Below are 20312 nucleotides of genomic sequence, written 5' to 3'. Positions count from 1 at the left end.
TGGGAAGAATTCGATGTCGAATGAACAATCTGTATTTCGTACGGATGACGAACGACCAACCGCGCCCCCATTGACGGGTCTGCAGCTCGATGCGTTACAAAATTGGAGCAATGCAGTTCCCACTAGTGGTCGCAGTCCAATGCTGCTAGCTGCTTTGCTACTTGTCGCCCTCTTTGGATTTGGTGGCGCTTGGGCAGCAACCGCCAAGCTCGGTGGTGCCTTGATTGCGAACGGCCGTGTCATTGCAGAGGGCAACAACCGTGTCGTCCAGCATCTCGAAGGTGGAATTATCGAGGCTATCCGCGTCAATGAGGGGGACAGTGTCCGGCGCGGGGATGTGATCATGCAGCTGGATGAGACGGCAAACCGTTCCCAGCGCGATAGGATGTATATTGAACGAGCACTTGCGACTATCGAGTTGGAGCGGTGGCGCGCAGAGCGAGATGATCTGGCAGAGAACTTCTCTGTTTCGCAGGAGAAGCTAGCGCCTGTTGCTGACAATCCACGAGTTATTGAAGCATATGAGAGTCAGATTTCGGAGTTCCAGAGTACGCGTCAAGCACTGCGCCAGGAGTTGCTGGTACTAGACGGTAAAATTGCGAATGAGGAGGAAGACCTCGTCTCCTTGAAAGATCAGGTAATAGCTTTGGACGCCCAAAGGGAGCTTATTGCCAAGGAAGAGACGGATCTTGCAGATCTACTTGCAAAAGGGCTCACTCAGCGAACGCGAGTACTCGCCTTGCAACGGGAGGCCGCCCGGCTTGATGGTCAAAAATCGACTGTCCAAGCGACGATTCAGAAATCTCACCATAATATTCGCTCCTTCAACGACGAGAAGCAGCGATTGATAGCGGTACATGCTGCGCAGACCAGCCAAAAAATCACTGAATTACAGCAAAGATTAAATCAAACGGCAGACGTCATCACCCGGCTCGACGATCGTCTGAGACGAGCCGATATTACGGCTCCGGTCGACGGCACAGTGCTTAGTATGCCGTTTAAATCGATAGGTGCTGTGGTTAAACCGGGCGATAAAATTGCCGATATTCTGCCTAGTGATGCATCGCTCCTGTTCGATGTGCCAATTCTACCGCAGGACATCACTAAGATTTTCGTGGATCAAAGCGTTGAAATTATCTTCCCCAGCGATCAGGTCACCGTGACGCCGCCGCTGAAAGGTAAAGTTGTTTATATTTCGGCAGATACTATGGCTTTGCCGTCGGACCCGCGTGTTTCATTTTATTATGCCCATGTCCGCATGGAAGGCGATCATCACGGCCGCAACATTCTGCCTGGAAATGTCGCCGAGTTGTTCTTTCAAACTGAAGCAAGGACACTCCTTCAACATTTGGCTGATCCAATCACTCGCTTCGCACTGAGGACGTACAAGGACTGACAGCGAAGGCAGACAAGTTCCGGCCGAAGGTTTTCATCGGCTGAGCCTTGTTATTAATGGCTTCGCAGGCGAGATTTTGAGAGAGCTAAATGCGCATCCTGTTCGTTCATAACAATTTTCCCGGTCAGTACGCTCGTATCGTGCGGTACCTGAAGGGGCGGCGGGATATTGAGATGCTTTCCGGATCCCTTGCCTCTAACACTCAGACGGCGCCAATCAAGCGCGTAGGATATACGCCGCATCGCGAGGCACGCAAGGATATTCATCCAGCCCTGAGTTACACGGAAACTTCGGTTATTCGTGGACAAGCTGTCTATACCGCGTTCATGCCAGTTAAGAAGAAGGGCTGGAAACCCGATATCATCTTAGCTCATTCCGGGTTTGGGGATGGGCTTTTCTTGAAGGACCTTTGGCCGCAAGCAAAATACATGCCATACTTTGAGTGGTATTATCATGCTTACGGTTCAGATTCTTCTTTTCTTGATCATGGTGCACCCAAAAGGCCCGAGGCGGAGTTGATGATCCGCATGAAGAATACGGCCATCTTGCATGATTTAGCTGCAATGGATTGGGGCCAATGCCCAACTGAATATCAGAAAAGCCAGTTTCCGTCGCAATTTCGGGAACGCATCTCCGTTTTACATGATGGGGTAGACACGGATTATTTCTCACCGAACGACGCGGCAACGTTCTCTGTCGGCGAACGTGAGTTTCGAAAGGGCGATCCTGTCATCACTTACATCGCGCGCGGGATGGAGCCCTACCGCGGCTTTCCTCAGTTTATGGAGGCCGTGGCAAGTCTTCAAAAGCGTCAGCCCGAAGCCCATGTCATCATCATAGGCGATGACCGGGTCGCCTATGGCGCTAAGCGCTCTGATGGAAAGTCTTACAAGGAATGGGCGCTGGAAAACCTTTCTCTCGATGAAAGTCGCATACATTTCATCGGCCGTCAGCCTTTGCGCGTACTGCGTGACGTCTTGCGCATCTCGGCTGCTCATGTCTACCTGACCGTGCCCTTCGTACTCTCTTGGTCGATGATGGAAGCGATGAGCACCGGTGCCCTCATCGTTGGTTCGGATACGGATCCTGTGCGCGAGGTCATAATGGATGGTGAGAATGGCATTCTCGTTCCATTCTTCGAGCCGGAGGCGCTCGCCGCGAGGCTTACTGACATACTTGGGGATCAAGAACGCTATGTGCCGATGAGGCAAAAAGCACGAGACCTCGTGTTAGAACGTTACGACATGAAGAGCATTACAAAGCGATATTTTAACCTGATTGAGCGAGTGGCAAAGGGGCAAATGTCCGCGGCATAGAACAAAATTCGCATTTTTGGGAAAGGACATGCAAGAAGTGGAGTTGGCGGCATGAAGAGAATCAAGATCATTAAGAGGTTCGACGGTCCTCTTCATTTCTCAGCCTCCGCTCTAGACAAGGAGGCGCGGCTTTACTTCCACATCGTCAATAGCTTGGCTGATGACGTTCTCTTCCATGTGGAATTCGACAAGGAGGCAGGTCAGCTCTCCGTCAAGGACCGCTATGCAGGTGCCTGGAGCAAGCCGCAGATGTATGACTTTCCCTTCAAGGGGCAGGCGATTAAAGGAAAGCTTCTCCTCAAGGATCATACTTTCATTCTGGAACTGAAAGACTTCCGCCTTGAATTTCCCTGCAAGGTCTTTCCAAAATCAATTGTTTGGAGCGTCTATAGCAACTTCCGCTACACGACGATCGGCGACGACGAACCGATTACGGAAGCACTCTCAAGGCGCTGGCGTTTCTTCCCGGAATATCGTTTTCGCATGGGGCTCGGCTCGCGGCTGCGGGCGCTTGGAGAGGCGGAGGCACTCAAGCCAGGACTATCAGGTATTTACCTGTGGGATGGGAACGAGCATACCTTCGCCCGTCTGGTTGAGAAGGTTCTTCCCCATCTGGATGAGCTGCTCGTCGTCGTCCACAATTCGAGCCTCTTTCGGCACAGCTTCTTCGTCGGCTTACAAAGCACCTATTTTAATATCCGCACCACGGTTGTCGAAATGACCGTCAAGAGCGACGGAACCTTGAGCAAGCTCAAAGGCGCACTGTTCATGAACAGGGTCCTTTCCGAAGTCCGGCATCGCAATGTTATCTTTCTCGATTTGCAGACGAATTCGGATCGACTTGCCTCCGTTATCCGCGACAAGAGGTTACGCAGCCGGACGGACGACTTCCTTCTGCTCGACGATGCGCAGCAGGGGGATTTGCAGGCCTTCTCAATCGGAAAGCAGACGTATTTCGTCGAGGTCGATGGAAAGCTGCGTCTGTCGCCGGAGGATATCGCCGGCCGTCACCCGCTCCTTGCCCCGGCAGCCACGCCAAAGGCGGGCCTCGCATGGGATATTGACAGCGTGCGGCTTTCGGATGCCCCGATTCTGCTTCGCGATCATAAGAGGATCACCCACATCCCGCGGCGCGGCAAATTGGCCGTCCTCGTCGTTAGCTGCAAGAAGAACCGGCATAAACAGCAGGCCATACGCGATACCTGGGCCAGGGATGCGTGTATTGCCAATATCGATGTCTACTTCATTGAGGGGCATCCGGAGCAATCCGAAGCGGTGCTCGTCGAAGACCGGCTGATCCTGCCGGTTCCCGACACTTACGAATATCTGTCGCACAAAATCTGGCACGGCGTTTCCGCCGCCTTGCGCATTATCGACGCAGACCACTATTTCAAGCTCGACGACGATTGCATGCTCAACGTGCAAAAGCTTCTGGAATTCGCCTACGAGAAATTCGATTATATCGGCAGCGACATCAATCTGGGCAGCCGTACGGCTTTCGACTGGCACAGCTCTGCGGTCTTTAACAAACAGCTTGCTGGCCTCATCTTCGAAATCGATCCTAAGCAGACTTGGTATGATGGACAGGGCGGCTACTTCCTGAGTCAGAAGGCGGCACATCTCATTGCGTCGACGCCGCTCCCAAAGTATCAGCACATCCTAGAAGATTATGCGACCGGCCGGGTCATGAGCGCCAACGGCCTGGAAGCCACATCCCTGAATTCGAAATTCCTCTCAATCAGGGAAATCTATATCAAAGACGACCGGGACTACGAGGGCGCGGTCATCAGTGACGTGTCCAGCGTTGAAAGGACCTTTGAACTCTATGAAGTCATTTCGAAGCTTAATCAGCAAACTCTCGACGCCAAGAATCGCTGGCGCTTCGAATTCCCCGAAGAAGGCTCCAAGTAAGCGCGATTCCTATCGCTACGTCTTCATCTTCACCTACGGTCGCTCGGGCTCGACCTTGCTGATGGGCTATCTCAACAGCCTGCCGGGTTTCTGCATTCGCGGGGAAAACTATAATGCGCTCGCGCATCTATGCAGCTTTTATCGGTCCGCCAAGGAGACGAAGGGGCAGGTTGCCAAGAAATCCATGCTGGCGGTTCATCCTTGGTATGGCGCCGACCTGATCCAACCTGATGCGATGCGTGATGCGTTGCGCAAGGTTTTTGTCGAATCCATTCTTAATCCGCCGTCGGATGCGAAGGTTGTCGGATGCAAGGAAATCCGTATCAACTGGAATGAAATCAAGGATTTCGACGCGTTCCTGTCCGACGTGGCGGAAATATTTGGGGACGTGAAGATCATCTTCAACCACCGTGACATACTCGCAACGTCTAGAAGCAGCTGGTGGAAAGACACCGCTCACTCCTATGCCACGATCCGCAGCATGGACCAACGGCTGCGCGATAATGCTTTTGCTGCGGCGCCAAATGCATTTCATGTCGAGTATGAAGAACTCGTTAAAGGACCTGAGCACGCACGCAAGCTGACGGAGTTCCTGGGCATTCCGTTCGATGACAAAACCTATAGGAAGGTCATGGATACTCGTCACTCCTATTGAACAGGAATCTTGGCGCCGGTATGTCTACACTCGTCTATCATCTTTCCTGCATCTCGCAGTAGACGTCGCTCGGTATAGTGGCGTGCTTATTCGGTGGCTAGAACCGGTAATGTGTTCGATCATGAGCCTCCGAGCATCAGCGTTGCCAATTTTTAAACCAGAACAAGCAGGCCAGAAAATAACCCATGCGGTTGCAGCTCAATGATCCTGAGCTAGAATGCACCCACCATTCTCGCTTTTAAGCCCGTTCGTCGCCGGCAAGTGAAAGAGTCGAGGCCACTTTGTATACGCAACCCATCGCATATCACGCGGCCAATACGCCCGAGCGGGTGGCAATAGAGACCTCATCGGGACCCATAACCTACCGGCAATTTGAAGATGATATAAACAAGGTCGCGAATGGGTTAAGCGGACGCCTTCCAGTCGGCAAGGTGGCTGCCGTGAGCTATGGTCATGCTTACGCCTGCTGGTTGATTACACTTGCGCTAGCACGCCTAGGGTGTTGCACATTATCATTGGCGCTGAAAGGAAAACAGGTCGGTCCTATGCCTGGCGTTTCCTTTGTCGTGAGCGATGATGAGGCCGGATGCATTGCAGGTGCCGGCAAAGTCTGGCTTCCACCTGAGGGTATTCAAGACCTATGCGATAGAGGAGATTCGACACCTGTTGTTGGCAAAATGACCTCTGAAGAGGGTGCGCGGATTTCCTTTTCGTCGGGAACGACGGGCCAGCAGAAGCGTGTGGTGATGTCGCAGGGGACGATCGTCTCACGAATGAAAAGCGGCATCTTTGGCTCGGCCATGCGCGCGGACCAGCGGGTCTATTGCTATTTGCCGAAGGGTACGTTCGGCGGCTTCGGCGTGCCGGTTCGCACATGGTATATGGGCGGCAGTGTTCTGTTGAGCAAACCTTCGTTCGCTTCGCTGGATCGGGAAAAGGTGCTCACCGTCGTCACGACCCCGGCCGATCTGCATGCGGCCGTTCTGCAATTGCCGCCGAACCATGTGCCATTTGAGAATCTCACGATAGTGGTTGGTGGCGCTGCACTTTCTTCTGAGGTAGCGCGCCATGCCAAAGCGCGCCTGACCAGAAATATCGTCCTGACCTATGGTTCGACTGAGACGACAACCGTTGCTATGGCCGGCATAGATCAGAAGGAACAACATCCGGGTTTGACCGGGTTCGTGCTTCCCTGGATCCGGGTCGAGATTGTGGACGATGACGCAAACGCGGTACCAATCGGATCGGAAGGTTATGTCCGTATCCAGTGCGACGGCATGGTCTCGTCCTATCTCGGCGACGAGGCAGCAACGAGGCGCGCCTTTAGGCAGGGCTGGTTTTATCCCGGCGATCGCGGGCGCTTGGATGAACAGCAGGGCCTTTATATTTCCGGTCGGGCCGACAGCACGATCAACATCAATGGACAGAAGATATCTGCGGAGCAGATGGAAGTCAGCATCGGCCAGTTGTCCGGCGTTACCGATGTGGCCGTCACAACCTCAGCCGTGACGTTCGGGAGTTTGACGGTGGTCATTCTCGTTGTCACGGGAGAAGGATATAGCGAGAAGCGCGTCCGCCAGGCGGTGGAAGAAGAGTTCAAGCTGCGCAACTACGCGCTCCAGGTAGCCCGCAAGATCCCGCGCAACGAACTCGGCAAGATCGAGAGGCATAAACTCGCTCATCTCATAGATGCGCGTCGGCTCCCTTCTGCGAGGGTTCCGGCCTATAGGAACCTTCGCAGGGGAAAATGAGGGTCTATTCAAGGCTGAAGCCCAGGTCCTTGATGCATTTCTCCGCACCCGGATGGAAACGCGCGGGTGCATTTGCCTGTTTCTGCCATTCCAGCTTGACGCCCCTGGCTGCAGGATGGATCGCGGAGAACTCGTCCAGATGACCCAGCAGTGCTGCGCAAACCGTTTGCGCGTCGGCATCGGACATTTCCGAGCTGACAAGCAGGAGATTCCAGACACCCAGCGTTTCGACCGGCGCAGAAATATCGTCGCCATAGGCGCCAGCCGGGACGATCTGCTTGCTGTAGAGCCCCTTGCCATGGGTCTCGTTGAGCTTTGTGGCCAGTTCCGCGGTGGGAATGATGGTCAGGTCGATCCCCGGCGCCGCCGCCAAATCGGCGATTGCCGCAGCAGGTACGCCGCCCGAAAACACGACTGCATCGACCTTTCCGTCACGAAGTGCATTGACCGCATCATTGGTGGCAAGCGTGGCGCGCTGTATGTCCGTGTTCGGATCCAGTCCGGCAGCCGTCAGGATACGGTTGGATAGGACCTCGAAGCCGCTGCCCGGCGTTCCAGTGGCAACCCGCTTCCCCTTGAGGTCGGAAACCTGCGCGACACCTGAGGACTTCATGGTAATGATCTGCACGATATTCGGATACAGGGCGGCGAGTGTCGTGATCTTGGCGGGAGCATCCTTAAAGGGGCCCATCCCGCTGACAGCCTGCTGTACGATATCGGCGCTGGCAAAGCCGAGATAGCTGCTGTCGTCACCCACCAGCTTGACGTTATCGACCGAGCCGCTCGTCGCTTCGGCAGTCGCCTGAGCCTTGTCGACGTATTTGGTGATCAGATTGGCGACGCCCCCTCCCAACGGATAATAGACGCCTCCTGTCGGTCCCGATGCCACTGAGAAGAATTTGCCTTCCGCCATTGCCTGTGTGTGCAAAGCGAAGCCTGAGAAGACTGCGATCAGGCCGATTGCGAGCGTTTTTCTCATATGTCCCCCTAGGGATCCTTACCAGTGATCATTCTGCCGCGGATACGGTGGTTGGCATAGTTCAGGACAAGCGTTGTCGACATCAGCAGAAAGCCAAGTATTTCAATACTTGTCGAGGTCAGATCGATTCTGAAAGCCAGCGTCGCCGGAAACATAAGGAGGAGGCCGGCCATCAGCAAGCAGAAACGCTCTATCCCATAGAAAGGGGCAAAGGCGCGTGGGCAAAGGGAGAGGACCAGGGCCACATTCCCTAGAAAATAGATCAGGATAGAAGAGATGGTGGCCCAGAAAGGGGAGCCGCCGGTAAGGAGCAATGAACGGCCTGCGGGCTCCAGGATGAAGACAAAGGGCAGCACGAACATCGGCGCGGTAAAGCGCCATGCCTGCAACGTCGTTCGCAGCGGGCTTGCACCGGTAATGGCTGCCGCCGCGAAAGGAGCCAAGGCTGTGGGCGGCGAAACTTCCGACAGTACCGCAAGATAGAAGATGAACATATGCGCCGCGACGGGTGCCACCCCCAGGGCGACAAGCGCTGGCGCGACGACGATGGCGCAGATGATATACGAGCCGGTGATTGGTACAGCTAGCCCCACTGTCCACACTGCCAGTGCGGCCAGAAGCGAAGCTAGCAGCAAGTCATTGCCAGCCAGATGAATGACGATGCCACTAAGTTTAAGCCCTAGGCCGGTCAGTGTTATCACGCCAACGATGAGACCGGCACAGGCACAAATCGCCGCCACTGGAACGACGCTCACGACGCCGTCGTGCAATGCACGCAGGATGTCGGATGGCCTCGCCCCGTTCCGTGACCTGAATATCCATAACAGGATTGCCGTCGCGATCGAGAAGACGACCGCAGTTTCGGGTGAAAAACCAGCTGCCAGAAAAACCAGGATAGAGCCGGCTGCCGAAAGATGAGAGGCGGCCTCCAGAGCGCCCACGCGCGGCAAAGGACTCGTTATGGCTTCTGCGTTCATGGAAGGCGCATTGAATTCCGCAACAAGGTAGAGGGACAAATAATACAATACGGTCGGTATAAGCACCATCTGCAGCACTTCCACGTAAGAAATTGCCAGCATTTCTGCTAGCAGGAAAGCTGCCGATCCCAATACGGGAGGCGATATCACCGCACCCAAGCCTGCAGCGGCGAGGAGGCCGCCGGACTGGCTGGCACTGTAGCCGCGGCGGGCGAGCAGGGGATGCCCGACATTGCCTACCATGACCGTTGTTGCGACTGCCGAGCCTGAGGGCCCCCCCAGCAGAAAAGAGGAGAGAACGACCGTGCCGACTGCACTGTGACGGGACGAGCCGAAGGCACGCCCAGACAGCCGTACGAAAACTTCTGCGGCTCCTGATCGGGCGAGCACAGCACCATAGATCGTAAAAAGGACAATCAAGGTTGCAGAAACGGCGACTGGTGCACCAAACAATCCCTCGCTGCTTATGAAGAGATGGCCGACGAGGCGGTTCAGATCATATCCACGATGTGCCCAGGGTTCAGGCAAAAAGCGACCAAATAGAGCGTAGAGGATGAAAGCAAGGCATATGATCGGCATGGCCCATCCCGTCGTACGCCGGGTGGCCTCGAGCACGAGCGTGATCGTGACGATGCCAATCCATAGTGCAAAAGGCTGGGGGTGGGTGATCTGCGAGAGGAATTCATTGCCGTTGGTGACGGTGACAGCGAAGGTTAGCGCACAGGCGAGCGCCAGGCTGTAGCCAGTAAATTTTGCAGCCGTGGTTCGATCGCGGGCAGCCGCCGAAAGAAAGGCGATGAGAAGGATCAGGCCAAGATGAAGCTGCCGATATACATAAGTAGGCACGATAGGAAGATCGCGCAACGGTCCAATGCCGGCGAGCATTCCATAAAGATGAAAGAGCGCCACGAACGCGCCAGCGCAGACCAGGGCTGAAACAGTTGCTGGCCGCCGCTCACGTGCTGTCAATTCCGGAATTTCTCCATGAAACTTATCTCGTGCCATGCTGGTTCTAGTTGCTATTTCTCTACTTAAGCAGAAAATATCCAAGATGTCTTGCCGGTAAAAAATGCAGAAGCCGCAAAGGCCAAGCGATATCAGACCCACTCTCCAACATGCATTAGACCAAGCCTCACGAGTTGGTCCGTGCCTTCATACTTCACGCTGACACCTTCGAGATAAAGAGCTGTGCGGATGTTCTCCTTGTAGCGTTTATACTCCCGGCTGCCGCCATAATGCTGGCGGCGGGCCATTTCCTCCTCGACCTTTTCGCGAAGGGATGAGACGAACTTGAAATGGAAGAGGGCGCCGGAGACGGGGATGCCGGTCCTCGCGGACGCCCTGTTGAGCGACCAGGGCCACATGAGATGCGCCGAGCTCTGGTAGCGATAGTGTTTCTGCCACCAGACGAGCGGCATCTTATTAAGGGCGGGGGCCTCCTTCGGCGTATCGCGGTTGAAGGCGCGCAGCCGCGGGCCGCCCTGCACGAAGGTGCCCGACATGTAGTTCGATCGCTGGACATAGCCGTCTCGGTCGAAATAGGGGCAGAGGCCGAACGGATCGTCGCCCGGCGCCATGACCGTCTCCTCGATCGGCCGGTCGCTATAGGCATCGAGCATCAGCACATGCAGGCACGGCCGGCCGATCTCCTTCAGATGCTGGCCGAGATCCTTGAGCGTGCGGTTTTCCATATGGGGATAGACGAGGAACTCGTCCGGATCGACGGTCAGGCAGAGTTTGCCCGTCCCGTGCTTGCGGAGCAGGGCGTTGCACCAGTGGACGCCGAACCCGGCCTTCTTGTAGCCCTTGTCCGTATGCCAGACCGAAACGTCCTTTTTGCCGGCGCTCCATTCCGTAAAGCCGTCCGTGGAGCCGTTGTCGACGAAGACGAAGTGGTCGACGCCCAGCGCCCTGTAATAGCGGTGGAAGGCGTCGATGCGGTGCATCTCGTTGCGGATGCAGCTGAAAAGAATGCACGTATCCTCCTTGCGCAGACGGTTCTGCACGCAGCGCAGCTGGCTGCCGAAGCGCAGATTCTGCCAGTGCGAGAGGACGAAATTATAGGCGCGGCTGCTGACCAGGCGATGTTTGAGTTTCCTAGCCATGCCGTGCCGCCACGCCTTCGGTTTCCTCGGCGAGGGATGGGGCAAGCTTTCGCCAGTCCTGCCCGGACAAGCCCTCGGCAAGGGCCTCGAAGGCTCCCAGTAGAGGCTCCGCCCGCCTGCCATGCAGAAAGCGCAGCGACGCCGTCCAGTCGGGATCGGGCGGCGCGCCGGTTTCTGCAAACACCAGGCCTGCACGGTTTGCAGGGCCGAACAGCTTTCGTTCCATCGCCGCCACATGTTTCTGGCCGAAATGCCGTGCGGCCGTCTCTTCCGTGCGCCGCAGGCGGTCGAACCGGTGGCCCGCGGCATCGATGGCGGCCCGCTGCGGCTCCGGCAGGGCCAGATACCAGAACAGGAAGCGCCAGGCCGGCGACCGGCCGCCGGGAAGAAGCGGGACGGCGACGAAGGTGGTCTCGTTTTCGAAGACGAGCTTTTCCAGGACGGGATCGTCGCCGGGGCACAATTCGAAGACGGGCAGGCCCGTGGCACGGCTGAGGATCCGGGAGAGAAAGAGCGCCCTGTCATAGTCGCGAAGCGTGGTGTCGCCGGCGTCAAGCCCATGGAACCGGGATTGCCCCGGCTGGAACTCGGCCCGCTCGGCATGGAAAATCCGCCCGAGCACGGTAAGGCCGCTTGAGGCGCGCAGGATTCCGGCCGCAAGCCGCGTCAGTTGCGGCGGCCCGTAGAGCACCGCGCTCGGCCGGCGCAGCGTCTCGAGGTTCTTCGGCCAGTTGCGGATGCCCGAACCGGGCTCGAACATCCGACCGTAGGACGGGGCGGTTTCCGCGCGGGGCGGCATTCGTGTCCGGGCGGTGGGCACGACCAGGATCGGCCGGTCGGTCGGGTCGGGCAGGCTCGCCCGTGCCGTCAGCGCGGCGCGGCAACTCTTTGCCGATGGCGCGATCTTGCGCGCGAAGAAATGCGGCTGCTGCTGCAGCCAGGCGAGGTGGTCGTCATAAAATACGATCGGCTTGCCGTGGAGATTGAACGTGTAGAGGGTCGGGATATAGCCGGGGGCGAGCGTGCCCCCGAGCGCATGGACGACCGTCTGGAAGAAGGTCTCGTCCGGGATCCAGACCTGCCGGTAGAAACGGTAGGCGGCGGGGTTCTCCGCCACCCAGCGCAGGACGCCGGAAACGGTTTCCCGCCGCAGGCACCACCATTGCGAGCCATAGCGTGGCGTCAGGCCGGCGGGAATCGTCCTCCTGAGCCCCAATAGGCGCTGAAGGCGGACGCTCGCTTCGAACAGTCCCCGCCGGCGGGCGAAGCTGAAGGGATGGCGCAGCGTATAGCGCTCCTGCCGCAGGCCGCCCGTCATCCAGCGCTCGTCATGGCTTTCGATGAAGTCGACCGCTCCGTTGAGGTCGAGGAACTGCCTGAGTTCGGCGAGCGGCCGGATCGGCCAGCAGGAGCAGCTGATCAGGTAGGCATGCGTGTAGTCCTTCCCCGATGCCGCCAGCAGGCCGAGGGCACGGACCGTCCCGTCGACGAGGCCGAACTGCCCCCAGCCGCAGCAGGCCCTGTCCTCGACGAGGAGAACCCGCGCCTGCGCGCCATAGCGCCGTTTCAGCGCGGCGAAATCCGCCTCCGGCGAATTGCGGTCGTAATGGACGGCGACCAGGCATGCGCCATCGGCCGCAAGCAGCATGTCGATCGATGCCCCGACGACCTCCGCCGGCTCGTGCGCTATCAGGACGAACGCTAAAATGGCCATATTCCGCCTATCTCCTTGCGGTTGCTAGGTAGAGCTTCGCCAACCCGACAGTCAACCGTCGCCTGCCGGCCGCAGGGCGGCGCCGATCCATCCTTCACGTCAGGAAACCCCTCTTGCGATACGTTCCCTCCGCCCTGGCATCGATCGCCGTTGTCTCCCTTCTGTCCGCCGCGCCCGCGCCGGCGCTCGAACTCGGCCTGCCGGCGCAATGCGAGCTCGGCAAGACCTGCTTCATGCAACAATATCCCGACATGGACGCCGGCGCGGGTGTCGCCGATCCCCTGTGCGGCAGCCAGTCCTATGACGGACACAAGGGAACCGACCTGCGCATCCTGTCCATGAAGGACATGGAGAAGGGCTATGCCGTGATCGCCGTCGCCGACGGCAAGGTGCTGCGCGTGCGCGACGGAGAGGCGGATCATCTCGTCGAGACCGAAGAAGACAGGGCGAGGATCGCCGGCAAGGAATGCGGCAACGGCATCGTCATGCAATTGGCGGAGGGGTACGAGGTCCAGTATTGTCACCTGCGGAAGGGAAGCCTTGCCGTCAGGCCGGGTGCGGAGGTGCGCAAGGGCGATCGCCTCGGGGAGGTCGGCTCTTCCGGCTTCGCCCAGTTCCCGCATGTCCACATCACCCTCTCCCATGGCGGCGAGCCCCTCGATCCCCTGACCGGGCGCAAGCTCTCGCAGGGCTGCACCTCGACCGCCCCGCGGGAGGCCTCGCTCTTTTCCCCCGACATCGTCGAGAAGCTCAACCTGACGAGGCCGGACATCCTTGCCTCAGGGCTGGCCGGCGCGCCGGTCGATCACCAGGCGCTCGTCAAGGAGGGCCCGCCGCCGCAGGTCGTCGCGAGCGACAGGATGTTCGTCGCCTGGGCCTGGTTCACGAATCTCGGGAAGGGCAGCACGATCAGGCTCGTCCTGAAGGACGGGCAGGGAAACACGCTGGTGGACTATACCAGCGAGCCGCTCGACCGGGACAAGGCGACCTTTTCGGCTTTCGCCGGCAGGAAGCGCACGCTTCCCCCCGGGCGCTACGTGGTCGATGTCTCCGTCACCCGGAGCGATGCGGTCCTGCGGAGCGCCAGCACGGCCGTTACCATCGAGTGACGGTCCGGCTTGGCGCTCGGCGCGTGCGTCCCGCCGATGCGGCCGGAACCGCCAGGCGGGAAATGCCGAAAACGCCTATGGGAACACAGGGGTGCGGACGGGCCTGCCCTTTCCAGAAGGAACAACCGGCAAGTGTCGGGCAAGGAAGCGGCTTCATGGTGGCGGCGGGGGCCGCAGGGATGTGCCTGGTGGGACAGGGTTCGATCGTGGGACTTGACGAGACATTGGAGCTGCCTGTCTATGGCGCCCTGTCGCGGCAGGTGACCGGTTCTGTCCTGCGCGGCACGGATGAAGGGGAATATACGTGATGATCGCAGTTGAAGACGGGGGCAGGCCGCGCAGGCTTTCGAGCGCATGGGCGCGGGTTCTTGCGGCAGGCACCCTGTTGACGCTGGCCGGCTGCATGGTCCCGAGCGACGGGCCGCTGACCCACGAGGTCCTCTCGGCCGGCGCGGACGGCAGGTCCTACAACATTCCCCAGACCAAGCTGGTCTTCGACGTCGTGAGCATCGACCAGCGCGTCGCCGGCTGCGTCAGCGCGGGTAAGCGCCCCGGTCTTTCCAGCACCTTCGGCTTCGGCGGCGGGGGCGGCACGCCGGTCATCGGCGTCGGCGACCGGCTGGAGGTCACGATCTTCGAGGCGGGCCCGGATGGCCTGTTCTCCACCACCGAGCGCAAGTCGACGTCGATCCCCGTCGTCGTGCAGCCGGACGGCCATGGCCAGATCCCCTATGTCGGCTCCGTGCGCTTTGCCGGCATGACGATCGATTCGGCCCGCGCGACGATCGTCGATGCGCTGAAGGCCAAGGCGGTGGAGCCGGACGTCATCGTCTCGCTGGCGACCAATGCCTCGCGCACGGTGTCGATCCAGGGCGACGTGAACCGGTCTGGCATCCTGCCGCTCGGGCTGAGCGGGCAGCATCTCAGCGAGGTGATCGCCCTTGCCGGCGGCGCGTCCAAGCCGCCCTACGACACCTATGTGAGCCTGAAGCGCGGCGGCCGGACGCGCAGCGTGCTGCTGCAGTCGTTGATCGACAATCCGAAGGACGACATCTACGTCAAGCCGGACGACCAGATCTATGTGAGCTACGATCCGCAGACCTTCGCGGCGCTCGGCCAGACGGGCAAGACGGGCAAGATCCCGTTCAACGCGGCCAGGCTGAGCCTGGTGGAGGCGGCGGCGCTGGCCGGCGGCGGCAATGTGGCGACGGCGGACCCGAAGGGCTATTTCGTCTTCCGCTACGAGGACGAGGGCGTCTACCGCAGCGTCGTCGGCGACGACCGGTTCCGCGACCTGATCGCGCGCGGCATGATGCCGGACGGGGAGGGACGCTATCCGATCGTCTACCGGCTCGATCTGGCGGCGACGCAGAGCTATATCGTGGCGCAGACTTTCCCGGTGCGGAACAAGGACGTGGTCTACTTGGCGCGTCACATGGCGACGGACCTTGCGAAGTTCCTGACGATCGTTTCCAGCGGGGCGAGTGCGGCCTACAACATCCAGCGCACCGCGGACCGGCTCTGATCGTGGCCCTTTCCTGACGGGAGTGAGCGCGGCTGCCGGGCAGCCGTCCCCTCAAGGCCGGGTTTTGCGCCCCTCCGGAACCTGTTCGTCGAGCTTCAGGCTGATGGCCGGCGCTTCCTTTTCAAAAGTCTCCACCCGGCGGTCGTAAAGGGGGGAGATCGTGCCCAGCATGCGATCCCAGAACGAGAAATAATTGGCGAAGTTGTACTTGAACTCCGCGTGATGCTGGTCGTGATAGGTCGTGCACAGCATGGGCGAGGGATAGCGCGCGGTCTTCGAGGCGAAATATTCGAAACCGGCATGGCCGAAGGTGCCGTTGATCTGGTCGAACAGCCGGTTGGCAAGCAGGATCACGGGCGGAAACGGCACGATAAAGACGATCACCGCATAAAAGCCCTGCGACAGGGCGGTATCGACAAGCCCGATGGAATCGTTGCTCCAGACGGTCGGCGCGACGCTGCGATGATGCTCCAGATGGTACTTGTAGAAGTATCTGGTGTGGAGCAGCCGGTGGGCGAAGTAGAACCAGGTGTCGAACAGCACCATGCACAGGAGAAACAGGGGGACGGCGGTCCACCAGCTGAACGCCCAGGGCTGCATGGCCCAACCCCTGTCCTGGGCGAAGAGGCCGATCGCCACGGAAAGGCATGTGACGAGGATGGAGGCAAGGCTCAGGCGGATTTCGGCCGCCTTGCGCTTTTCGCCGCGCCTGTTCTTCTGGATGCGGCGTTCCGGATTGCGATTGTTCAGCCAGGTTATGCCATGGCCGAGCAGGAAATAGATCGCGACGGTTGCGCCGTAGAGCCCGGCGAGCAAAACGAAGAAATCCGCAAGCCCTTTGGCAAATTCACCCATTCGTCCTGGTGCCCATTCTGCAGGTTTGTCTTGACGGCCTTGTCCGGCATCGCTTCGGCTGGAAAATGCCCCGGAGCCTGGAGAGGGTAAAGAGACTTCCCGGACCCGTAAAGAACATTCCCGGCGGGGAGGGGGCTTTGTACGCGGCGCATCCCCCCGGGACGCTTCTTGCGAAAACAAGAGCCCCGCCACAGGGCGGGGCAAAAGAGGCTTGTCCGGTATGCGCCGGCGGCCGTCAGGCCGCCAGGAACCAGCCCGACAGGATGTCATCCGCCGCAATGCCGTTAAGGACGATCGTTCCCCCGCCGGAAAGGTGAAGGAGCGCAAAGCCGTCATCGTTCGACGTGACCGTATAGGTCTGGCCGCCGAGGCTGATACGGTCCCCCTGGGCGGCATTGAAATCCCGGATGACGTCGTTTCCTTCGCCCTTCAGGAAGATGAAGGTGTCGGCGCCCGCGCCGCCGGTCAGGAGGTCGTTGCCGAGGCCGCCGTTCAGCTGGTCCCGTCCCGCGCCGCCATAGAGCTCGTCATTGCCCTTGTCGCCGAAGAGGCTGTCGCTGCCCAGGCCGCCGAAGAGGATGTCGTGGCCCGCTCCCCCGCGCAACTCGTCGTTTCCGGCGCCGCCGCCCAGAAGGTCGTTGCCATCGGCGCCCCTGACGGTGTCGTTGCCCGACCCGGCCCAGGCGATGTCGTTTCCGGCGCCGCCGAAAATGCTGTCATGGCCCGCGCCGCCGAAGAGCAGGTCGTTTCCGGTCCCGCCCCGCAGCTCGTCATTGCCGTTGCCGCCGCCAAGGATGTCGTTTCCGGCGCCGCCATAGACCACGTCGTCGCCGCCCTTGGCGTAGATCGCATCGTTGCCGCCATAGCCGGAAATCTTGTCGGCGCCACCCGTTCCGCTCAGGAAGTCGTTGCCGCTCGTGCCGTCGATGATGGTCACCTTGTCGCCGGGCTGGCTCGGCGGATCGACGATGACGGTCTGCAGGACCACCGTCCCGTCGTTGAACCTGAGGGACTCGACATCCTTGAGCGTGTCGATGCCCTCTTGGCCGGCCCGCGTGTCGGTGACGGTCCATGTGCCGTTCTGGTTCTGGACCCAGGTGAAGTCGGCCTGGTTGCCGTTCAGCACGAAGACGTCGTCGCCCGTGCCGCCATCGGCCGTATCGTTGCCCGTACCACCGTTAAGCGTATCGTTGCCCGCACCTCCGATGAGCGTGTCGTCGCCCGCGCCGCCGTTGAGCGTGTCGTTGCCGGAACCGCCGGTATCGGCCTCCACCGGATCCGGGAGCACGATGCCGAGCGTGTACGTCAGGCCGACGCCGATGGAACTGCCGCCCGGATAGGTGCCGACCTTGACGTAATACCGGCCGGGCGTCGTCACGGTATAGGCGATGAAGCTCTGCCAGATATTGGTGCTGCCGCTGTCCTGGGAGGAATCGTCGTTGAAGGCCAGCAGGTTCCCGTTGGCATCGTAGAGCTCGATATAGGAATCGAGCGTACCGTCGATGTCCAGGGTGATCTGCCCGGCCGTTCTGACATCGAAGGAGAACCAGTCATGGTTCCCGTCCCCGGTCCCGGTGATGGTCACGCTCGGATTCGTGTCCGAATGCTCGATGTTCGGGTCGTTCCTGTAGCCGATCGCATCGTCCAGGTTGCGGGCCGTGGCGAAGGAGGAGTTGCTGGCGTCGCCGTTCTCGGTGAAAAGCCCGGTTCCCGCATAGGTGTTCGCCGGCGTGCGGAAATCCCCATAGAGCGTGTCGTCGCCCGCGCCGCCGTTCAGCGTGTCGTCTCCGCCGCGCCCGACGAGGATGTCGTTGCCGCCGTTGCCCGTGAGCGTGTTGTCGGCGACGTTGCCGCCGATGTCGTCATTGCCGGAGCCGCCGATGGCGTTCTCGATGAGCGAGCGCAGGTCGTCGTTATAGAGCAGCGCGTTGTAGATGTTCCCGTTCGCATAGGCGCCTTCGCCGAGATAGGCCCGCTGGATCTGCGAGGCGAGCGACCACCCGCCCGGCGAAAGGTCGATGAAGGCGTTCTCCGTGTAATTCGAAAAGTCGTACGTGTCCTCTCCGCCGCCATCCCAGATGGTCAGGAAAAGCCGGTTCGCGATGGCTGAAACGCCGTCGCCCGGCTTGCCCTGGCCAACGCCATCGATGAACATCTCGCCCGTCGTCGTCGACCAGGTGTATGTGGTGCTGCCGGAATTCGTGTTGAAATTGGCACCATAAAGATGCTGGATTGCCGCGATGTCGTACATCATCAGCGTTTGGGCATAACCATACTGCTCGTTGGTGTATCCGTTCGTCAGCGCGCCGACATAGCTCCGGTAGGTCATTACGGAGAATTCCATGCCGTCGCGGTCATGCGGGATGGCGAATTCGAAGCCGTCTATATCCGTGCCGGCATTGTGCCCATGGCTCAGCCCCATGGCATGACCGAACTCATGGATGTGGGTTGCCCAGGAATAGGTGCCGACCAGCGGCGTGCGATACGAAGCATAGTCGTCGCCGAACCAGACGTCACCGCCCGACGGATCCTGATCGAGACGGGGAAAATCCGCCACCCTCGCCGTATCCAGGTTTGTACCGTCGAAAAAGTTGGCCTGGCCAATGGTGAGATCCGAGCTTCCCGCAGGATCTGCCGCCAGCGAGATGTCGAGGTTCGAAACCTGCGCGAACGAACCGTAGGTGAACATCGCAGTACCGGATGTAACGGTTCCCTCCAAGATGGACTGGATGGCATTCTGTTGCTGAAGACTTACCTGCTGAAAACCGGTAACGGTGTAGGGATAGGGCCCGAAATCACTGAAGGCGTCCGCGAAACTGTAAGTGACCGTGCCGCTCCATTGAGTGCCATACAAGACGCCATCGATATATTGGTCGCCAGTCGGAATTGAACTGATTGCTATCGCCATAGCTTGCCCCCACTATTTGTGTGTTGCCTGAAATGTCCGGCCGTCGCCGCCACGGCGGTCTGTAACTTTTCTTGGCTTCCTCCCGGCTGTCAGTAAATCGGAAAACGAACGCGCATGACAGCCGCAGTTATGCTACTCTAAGCACGGACGATTTCATTAAAAAATTCTACGGGAGGCCGCGGCGCATGGCAAAATTGGGGATGATCGGCAGGATCAACGCCGCGGCGCTGCTGGTCATCGCCGCTTGCCTGCCCTTGAGCGCCCAGGAGGACGGAATGACCATGCCGCTGCCACGCGATCCGGAGATCGCCGTCCGGGAGGAATTCCGGATGGCCGAGCGCAGCAACACGCCGGAAGGCTGGCAACGCTTCATCAGCCGGCATGCCGGACATGCGCTGGCCGACGCCGCGAAGACGCGGCTCAAGGCCCTGCAATCCGGCGCGAACTGAGGGGCCTGATCCTGGGGTCTCCCGCTCCGCTTCGCCGAAAGGAGCCACGCATGACCAGAAAGTGGCCCCGGTTTATCACCAAGGATCTCGGAGACAGCGAAGCTGACGCCGTTGAGATGCAGCGCCGGTGGCAAGTCTATGATCGTGAAATGAAGGACCTTGTTGCAAAGGGTGGCGCTCACAAGGACAAGGATGGGTGGTGGGTCGAGACAGCCGCCGGAGAATTGATTGGCCCTGATCCTGAGATCGAACGCCCCCTGGACCAGGAAGACCTCGCAGCAATGAAGCCGTTCAAGGCGATCCGTCCGGACCTTTATGAAAGCATCCAGAAATCTCGTGGTCGCCCTAAGAGCAGCGACCCGAAGGAAGCCGTCACCCTTCGCCTTCCGCGCTCGGTTCTCGAGCGTTGGAAGCGTGATCCTGAATGGCGGACGAAAATGGCGGAGGCTCTGAAGCGCGCCGCAGGTTGATGCCGCATCGCCTCTACCGACGGCTGGCAAAAGTCGATGCTGGATCCATCCTCCTTACTCCATCGGGCGGAGCGCACTGTCCAGAAAGTGCCATTGGTCGAGATGGGCGCGGACGATCGGCTCTACTGCCGCATTCCGCTCGCCCGGCCTTGTTTCCGGCGGCGCGTGATTGCAGGCAGGGCATGTGCCTCG

General features: G+C 59.5%; 15 protein-coding genes. 9 read left to right on the top strand and 6 right to left on the bottom strand.

The window, feature by feature from the left end:
- Nucleotides 1-13: 13 nt before the first annotated feature.
- The 5 genes from AABF56_RS36080 to AABF56_RS36060 all read left to right on the top strand — a co-directional run bounded on the left by AABF56_RS36080 (nt 14) and on the right by AABF56_RS36060 (nt 7029).
- Complete coding sequence (locus tag AABF56_RS36080) at nt 14-1396, top strand: HlyD family type I secretion periplasmic adaptor subunit (RefSeq protein ID WP_272809383.1); 1383 nt, start codon at nt 14-16, stop codon at nt 1394-1396.
- Between the two features lie 89 nt (nt 1397-1485).
- A complete protein-coding gene (locus AABF56_RS36075) occupies nt 1486-2712 on the top strand; it encodes a glycosyltransferase (RefSeq protein WP_272809384.1) in 1227 nt (408 codons plus the stop codon).
- A gap of 51 nt (nt 2713-2763) precedes the next feature.
- Entirely contained in the window at nt 2764-4623 is a 1860-nt protein-coding gene (locus tag AABF56_RS36070) for a hypothetical protein (RefSeq protein WP_272809385.1), read from the top strand.
- Nucleotides 4538-5278, top strand: a complete 741-nt coding sequence (locus AABF56_RS36065) for a sulfotransferase (RefSeq protein WP_272809386.1) — start codon at nt 4538-4540, stop codon at nt 5276-5278. The genes AABF56_RS36070 and AABF56_RS36065 overlap by 86 nt, the downstream gene beginning before the upstream one ends.
- 281 nt (nt 5279-5559) lie before the next feature.
- Nucleotides 5560-7029 carry a class I adenylate-forming enzyme family protein gene (locus tag AABF56_RS36060; protein WP_272809387.1) on the top strand — a complete coding sequence of 490 codons (1470 nt, stop codon included), beginning with the start codon at nt 5560-5562 and terminating at the stop codon, nt 7027-7029.
- 4 nt (nt 7030-7033) lie between these two features.
- Here the strand turns inward: AABF56_RS36060 and AABF56_RS36055 are convergent, their stop codons facing one another.
- The 4 genes from AABF56_RS36055 to AABF56_RS36040 all read right to left on the bottom strand — a co-directional run bounded on the left by AABF56_RS36055 (nt 7034) and on the right by AABF56_RS36040 (nt 12804).
- The gene (locus AABF56_RS36055; RefSeq protein WP_272809388.1) at nt 7034-8008 is read right to left on the bottom strand and encodes a TAXI family TRAP transporter solute-binding subunit; all 975 of its coding nucleotides are present in this window, start codon (nt 8006-8008) and stop codon (nt 7034-7036) included.
- Nucleotides 8009-8016: 8 nt separating this feature from the next.
- Entirely contained in the window at nt 8017-9990 is a 1974-nt protein-coding gene (locus AABF56_RS36050) for a TRAP transporter permease (protein ID WP_272809389.1), read from the bottom strand.
- A gap of 92 nt (nt 9991-10082) precedes the next feature.
- On the bottom strand, nt 10083-11090 hold the full coding sequence (locus tag AABF56_RS36045) for a glycosyltransferase family 2 protein (RefSeq protein WP_272809390.1): 1008 nt from the start codon (nt 11088-11090) through the stop codon (nt 10083-10085).
- Nucleotides 11083-12804 carry a beta-1,6-N-acetylglucosaminyltransferase gene (locus AABF56_RS36040; protein ID WP_272809391.1) on the bottom strand — a complete coding sequence of 574 codons (1722 nt, stop codon included), beginning with the start codon at nt 12802-12804 and terminating at the stop codon, nt 11083-11085. The genes AABF56_RS36045 and AABF56_RS36040 overlap by 8 nt, the downstream gene beginning before the upstream one ends.
- 113 nt (nt 12805-12917) lie before the next feature.
- On the opposite strand from AABF56_RS36040, the gene AABF56_RS36035 reads away from it, so the two are divergent.
- Nucleotides 12918-13913, top strand: a complete 996-nt coding sequence (locus AABF56_RS36035; protein ID WP_272809392.1) for a M23 family metallopeptidase — start codon at nt 12918-12920, stop codon at nt 13911-13913.
- Between the two features lie 307 nt (nt 13914-14220).
- On the top strand, nt 14221-15438 hold the full coding sequence (locus AABF56_RS36030) for a polysaccharide biosynthesis/export family protein (protein WP_272809393.1): 1218 nt from the start codon (nt 14221-14223) through the stop codon (nt 15436-15438).
- 51 nt (nt 15439-15489) lie between these two features.
- On the opposite strand, the gene AABF56_RS36025 is transcribed toward AABF56_RS36030, so the two are convergent.
- Both AABF56_RS36025 and AABF56_RS36020 read right to left on the bottom strand, forming a co-directional pair.
- A complete protein-coding gene (locus tag AABF56_RS36025) occupies nt 15490-16293 on the bottom strand; it encodes a sterol desaturase family protein (RefSeq protein ID WP_272809394.1) in 804 nt (267 codons plus the stop codon).
- A gap of 235 nt (nt 16294-16528) precedes the next feature.
- The gene (locus tag AABF56_RS36020; RefSeq protein WP_272809395.1) at nt 16529-18982 is read right to left on the bottom strand and encodes a M10 family metallopeptidase; all 2454 of its coding nucleotides are present in this window, start codon (nt 18980-18982) and stop codon (nt 16529-16531) included.
- Between the two features lie 419 nt (nt 18983-19401).
- Here AABF56_RS36020 and AABF56_RS36015 point away from each other — a divergent pair, with 419 nt between their 5' ends.
- A complete protein-coding gene (locus AABF56_RS36015; RefSeq protein ID WP_244770824.1) occupies nt 19402-19650 on the top strand; it encodes a hypothetical protein in 249 nt (82 codons plus the stop codon).
- 50 nt (nt 19651-19700) lie between these two features.
- Entirely contained in the window at nt 19701-20120 is a 420-nt protein-coding gene (locus AABF56_RS36010) for a BrnA antitoxin family protein (protein WP_272809396.1), read from the top strand.
- Nucleotides 20121-20312: the final 192 nt, after the last annotated feature.

The sequence above is a fragment of the Shinella sp. WSC3-e genome (assembly GCF_945994535.1).
Lineage (GTDB): Bacteria > Pseudomonadota > Alphaproteobacteria > Rhizobiales > Rhizobiaceae > Shinella > Shinella yambaruensis.
The sequence above is the reverse complement of the archived record's forward strand: the minus strand, read 5'-3'. Positions and strand labels throughout refer to the sequence as shown.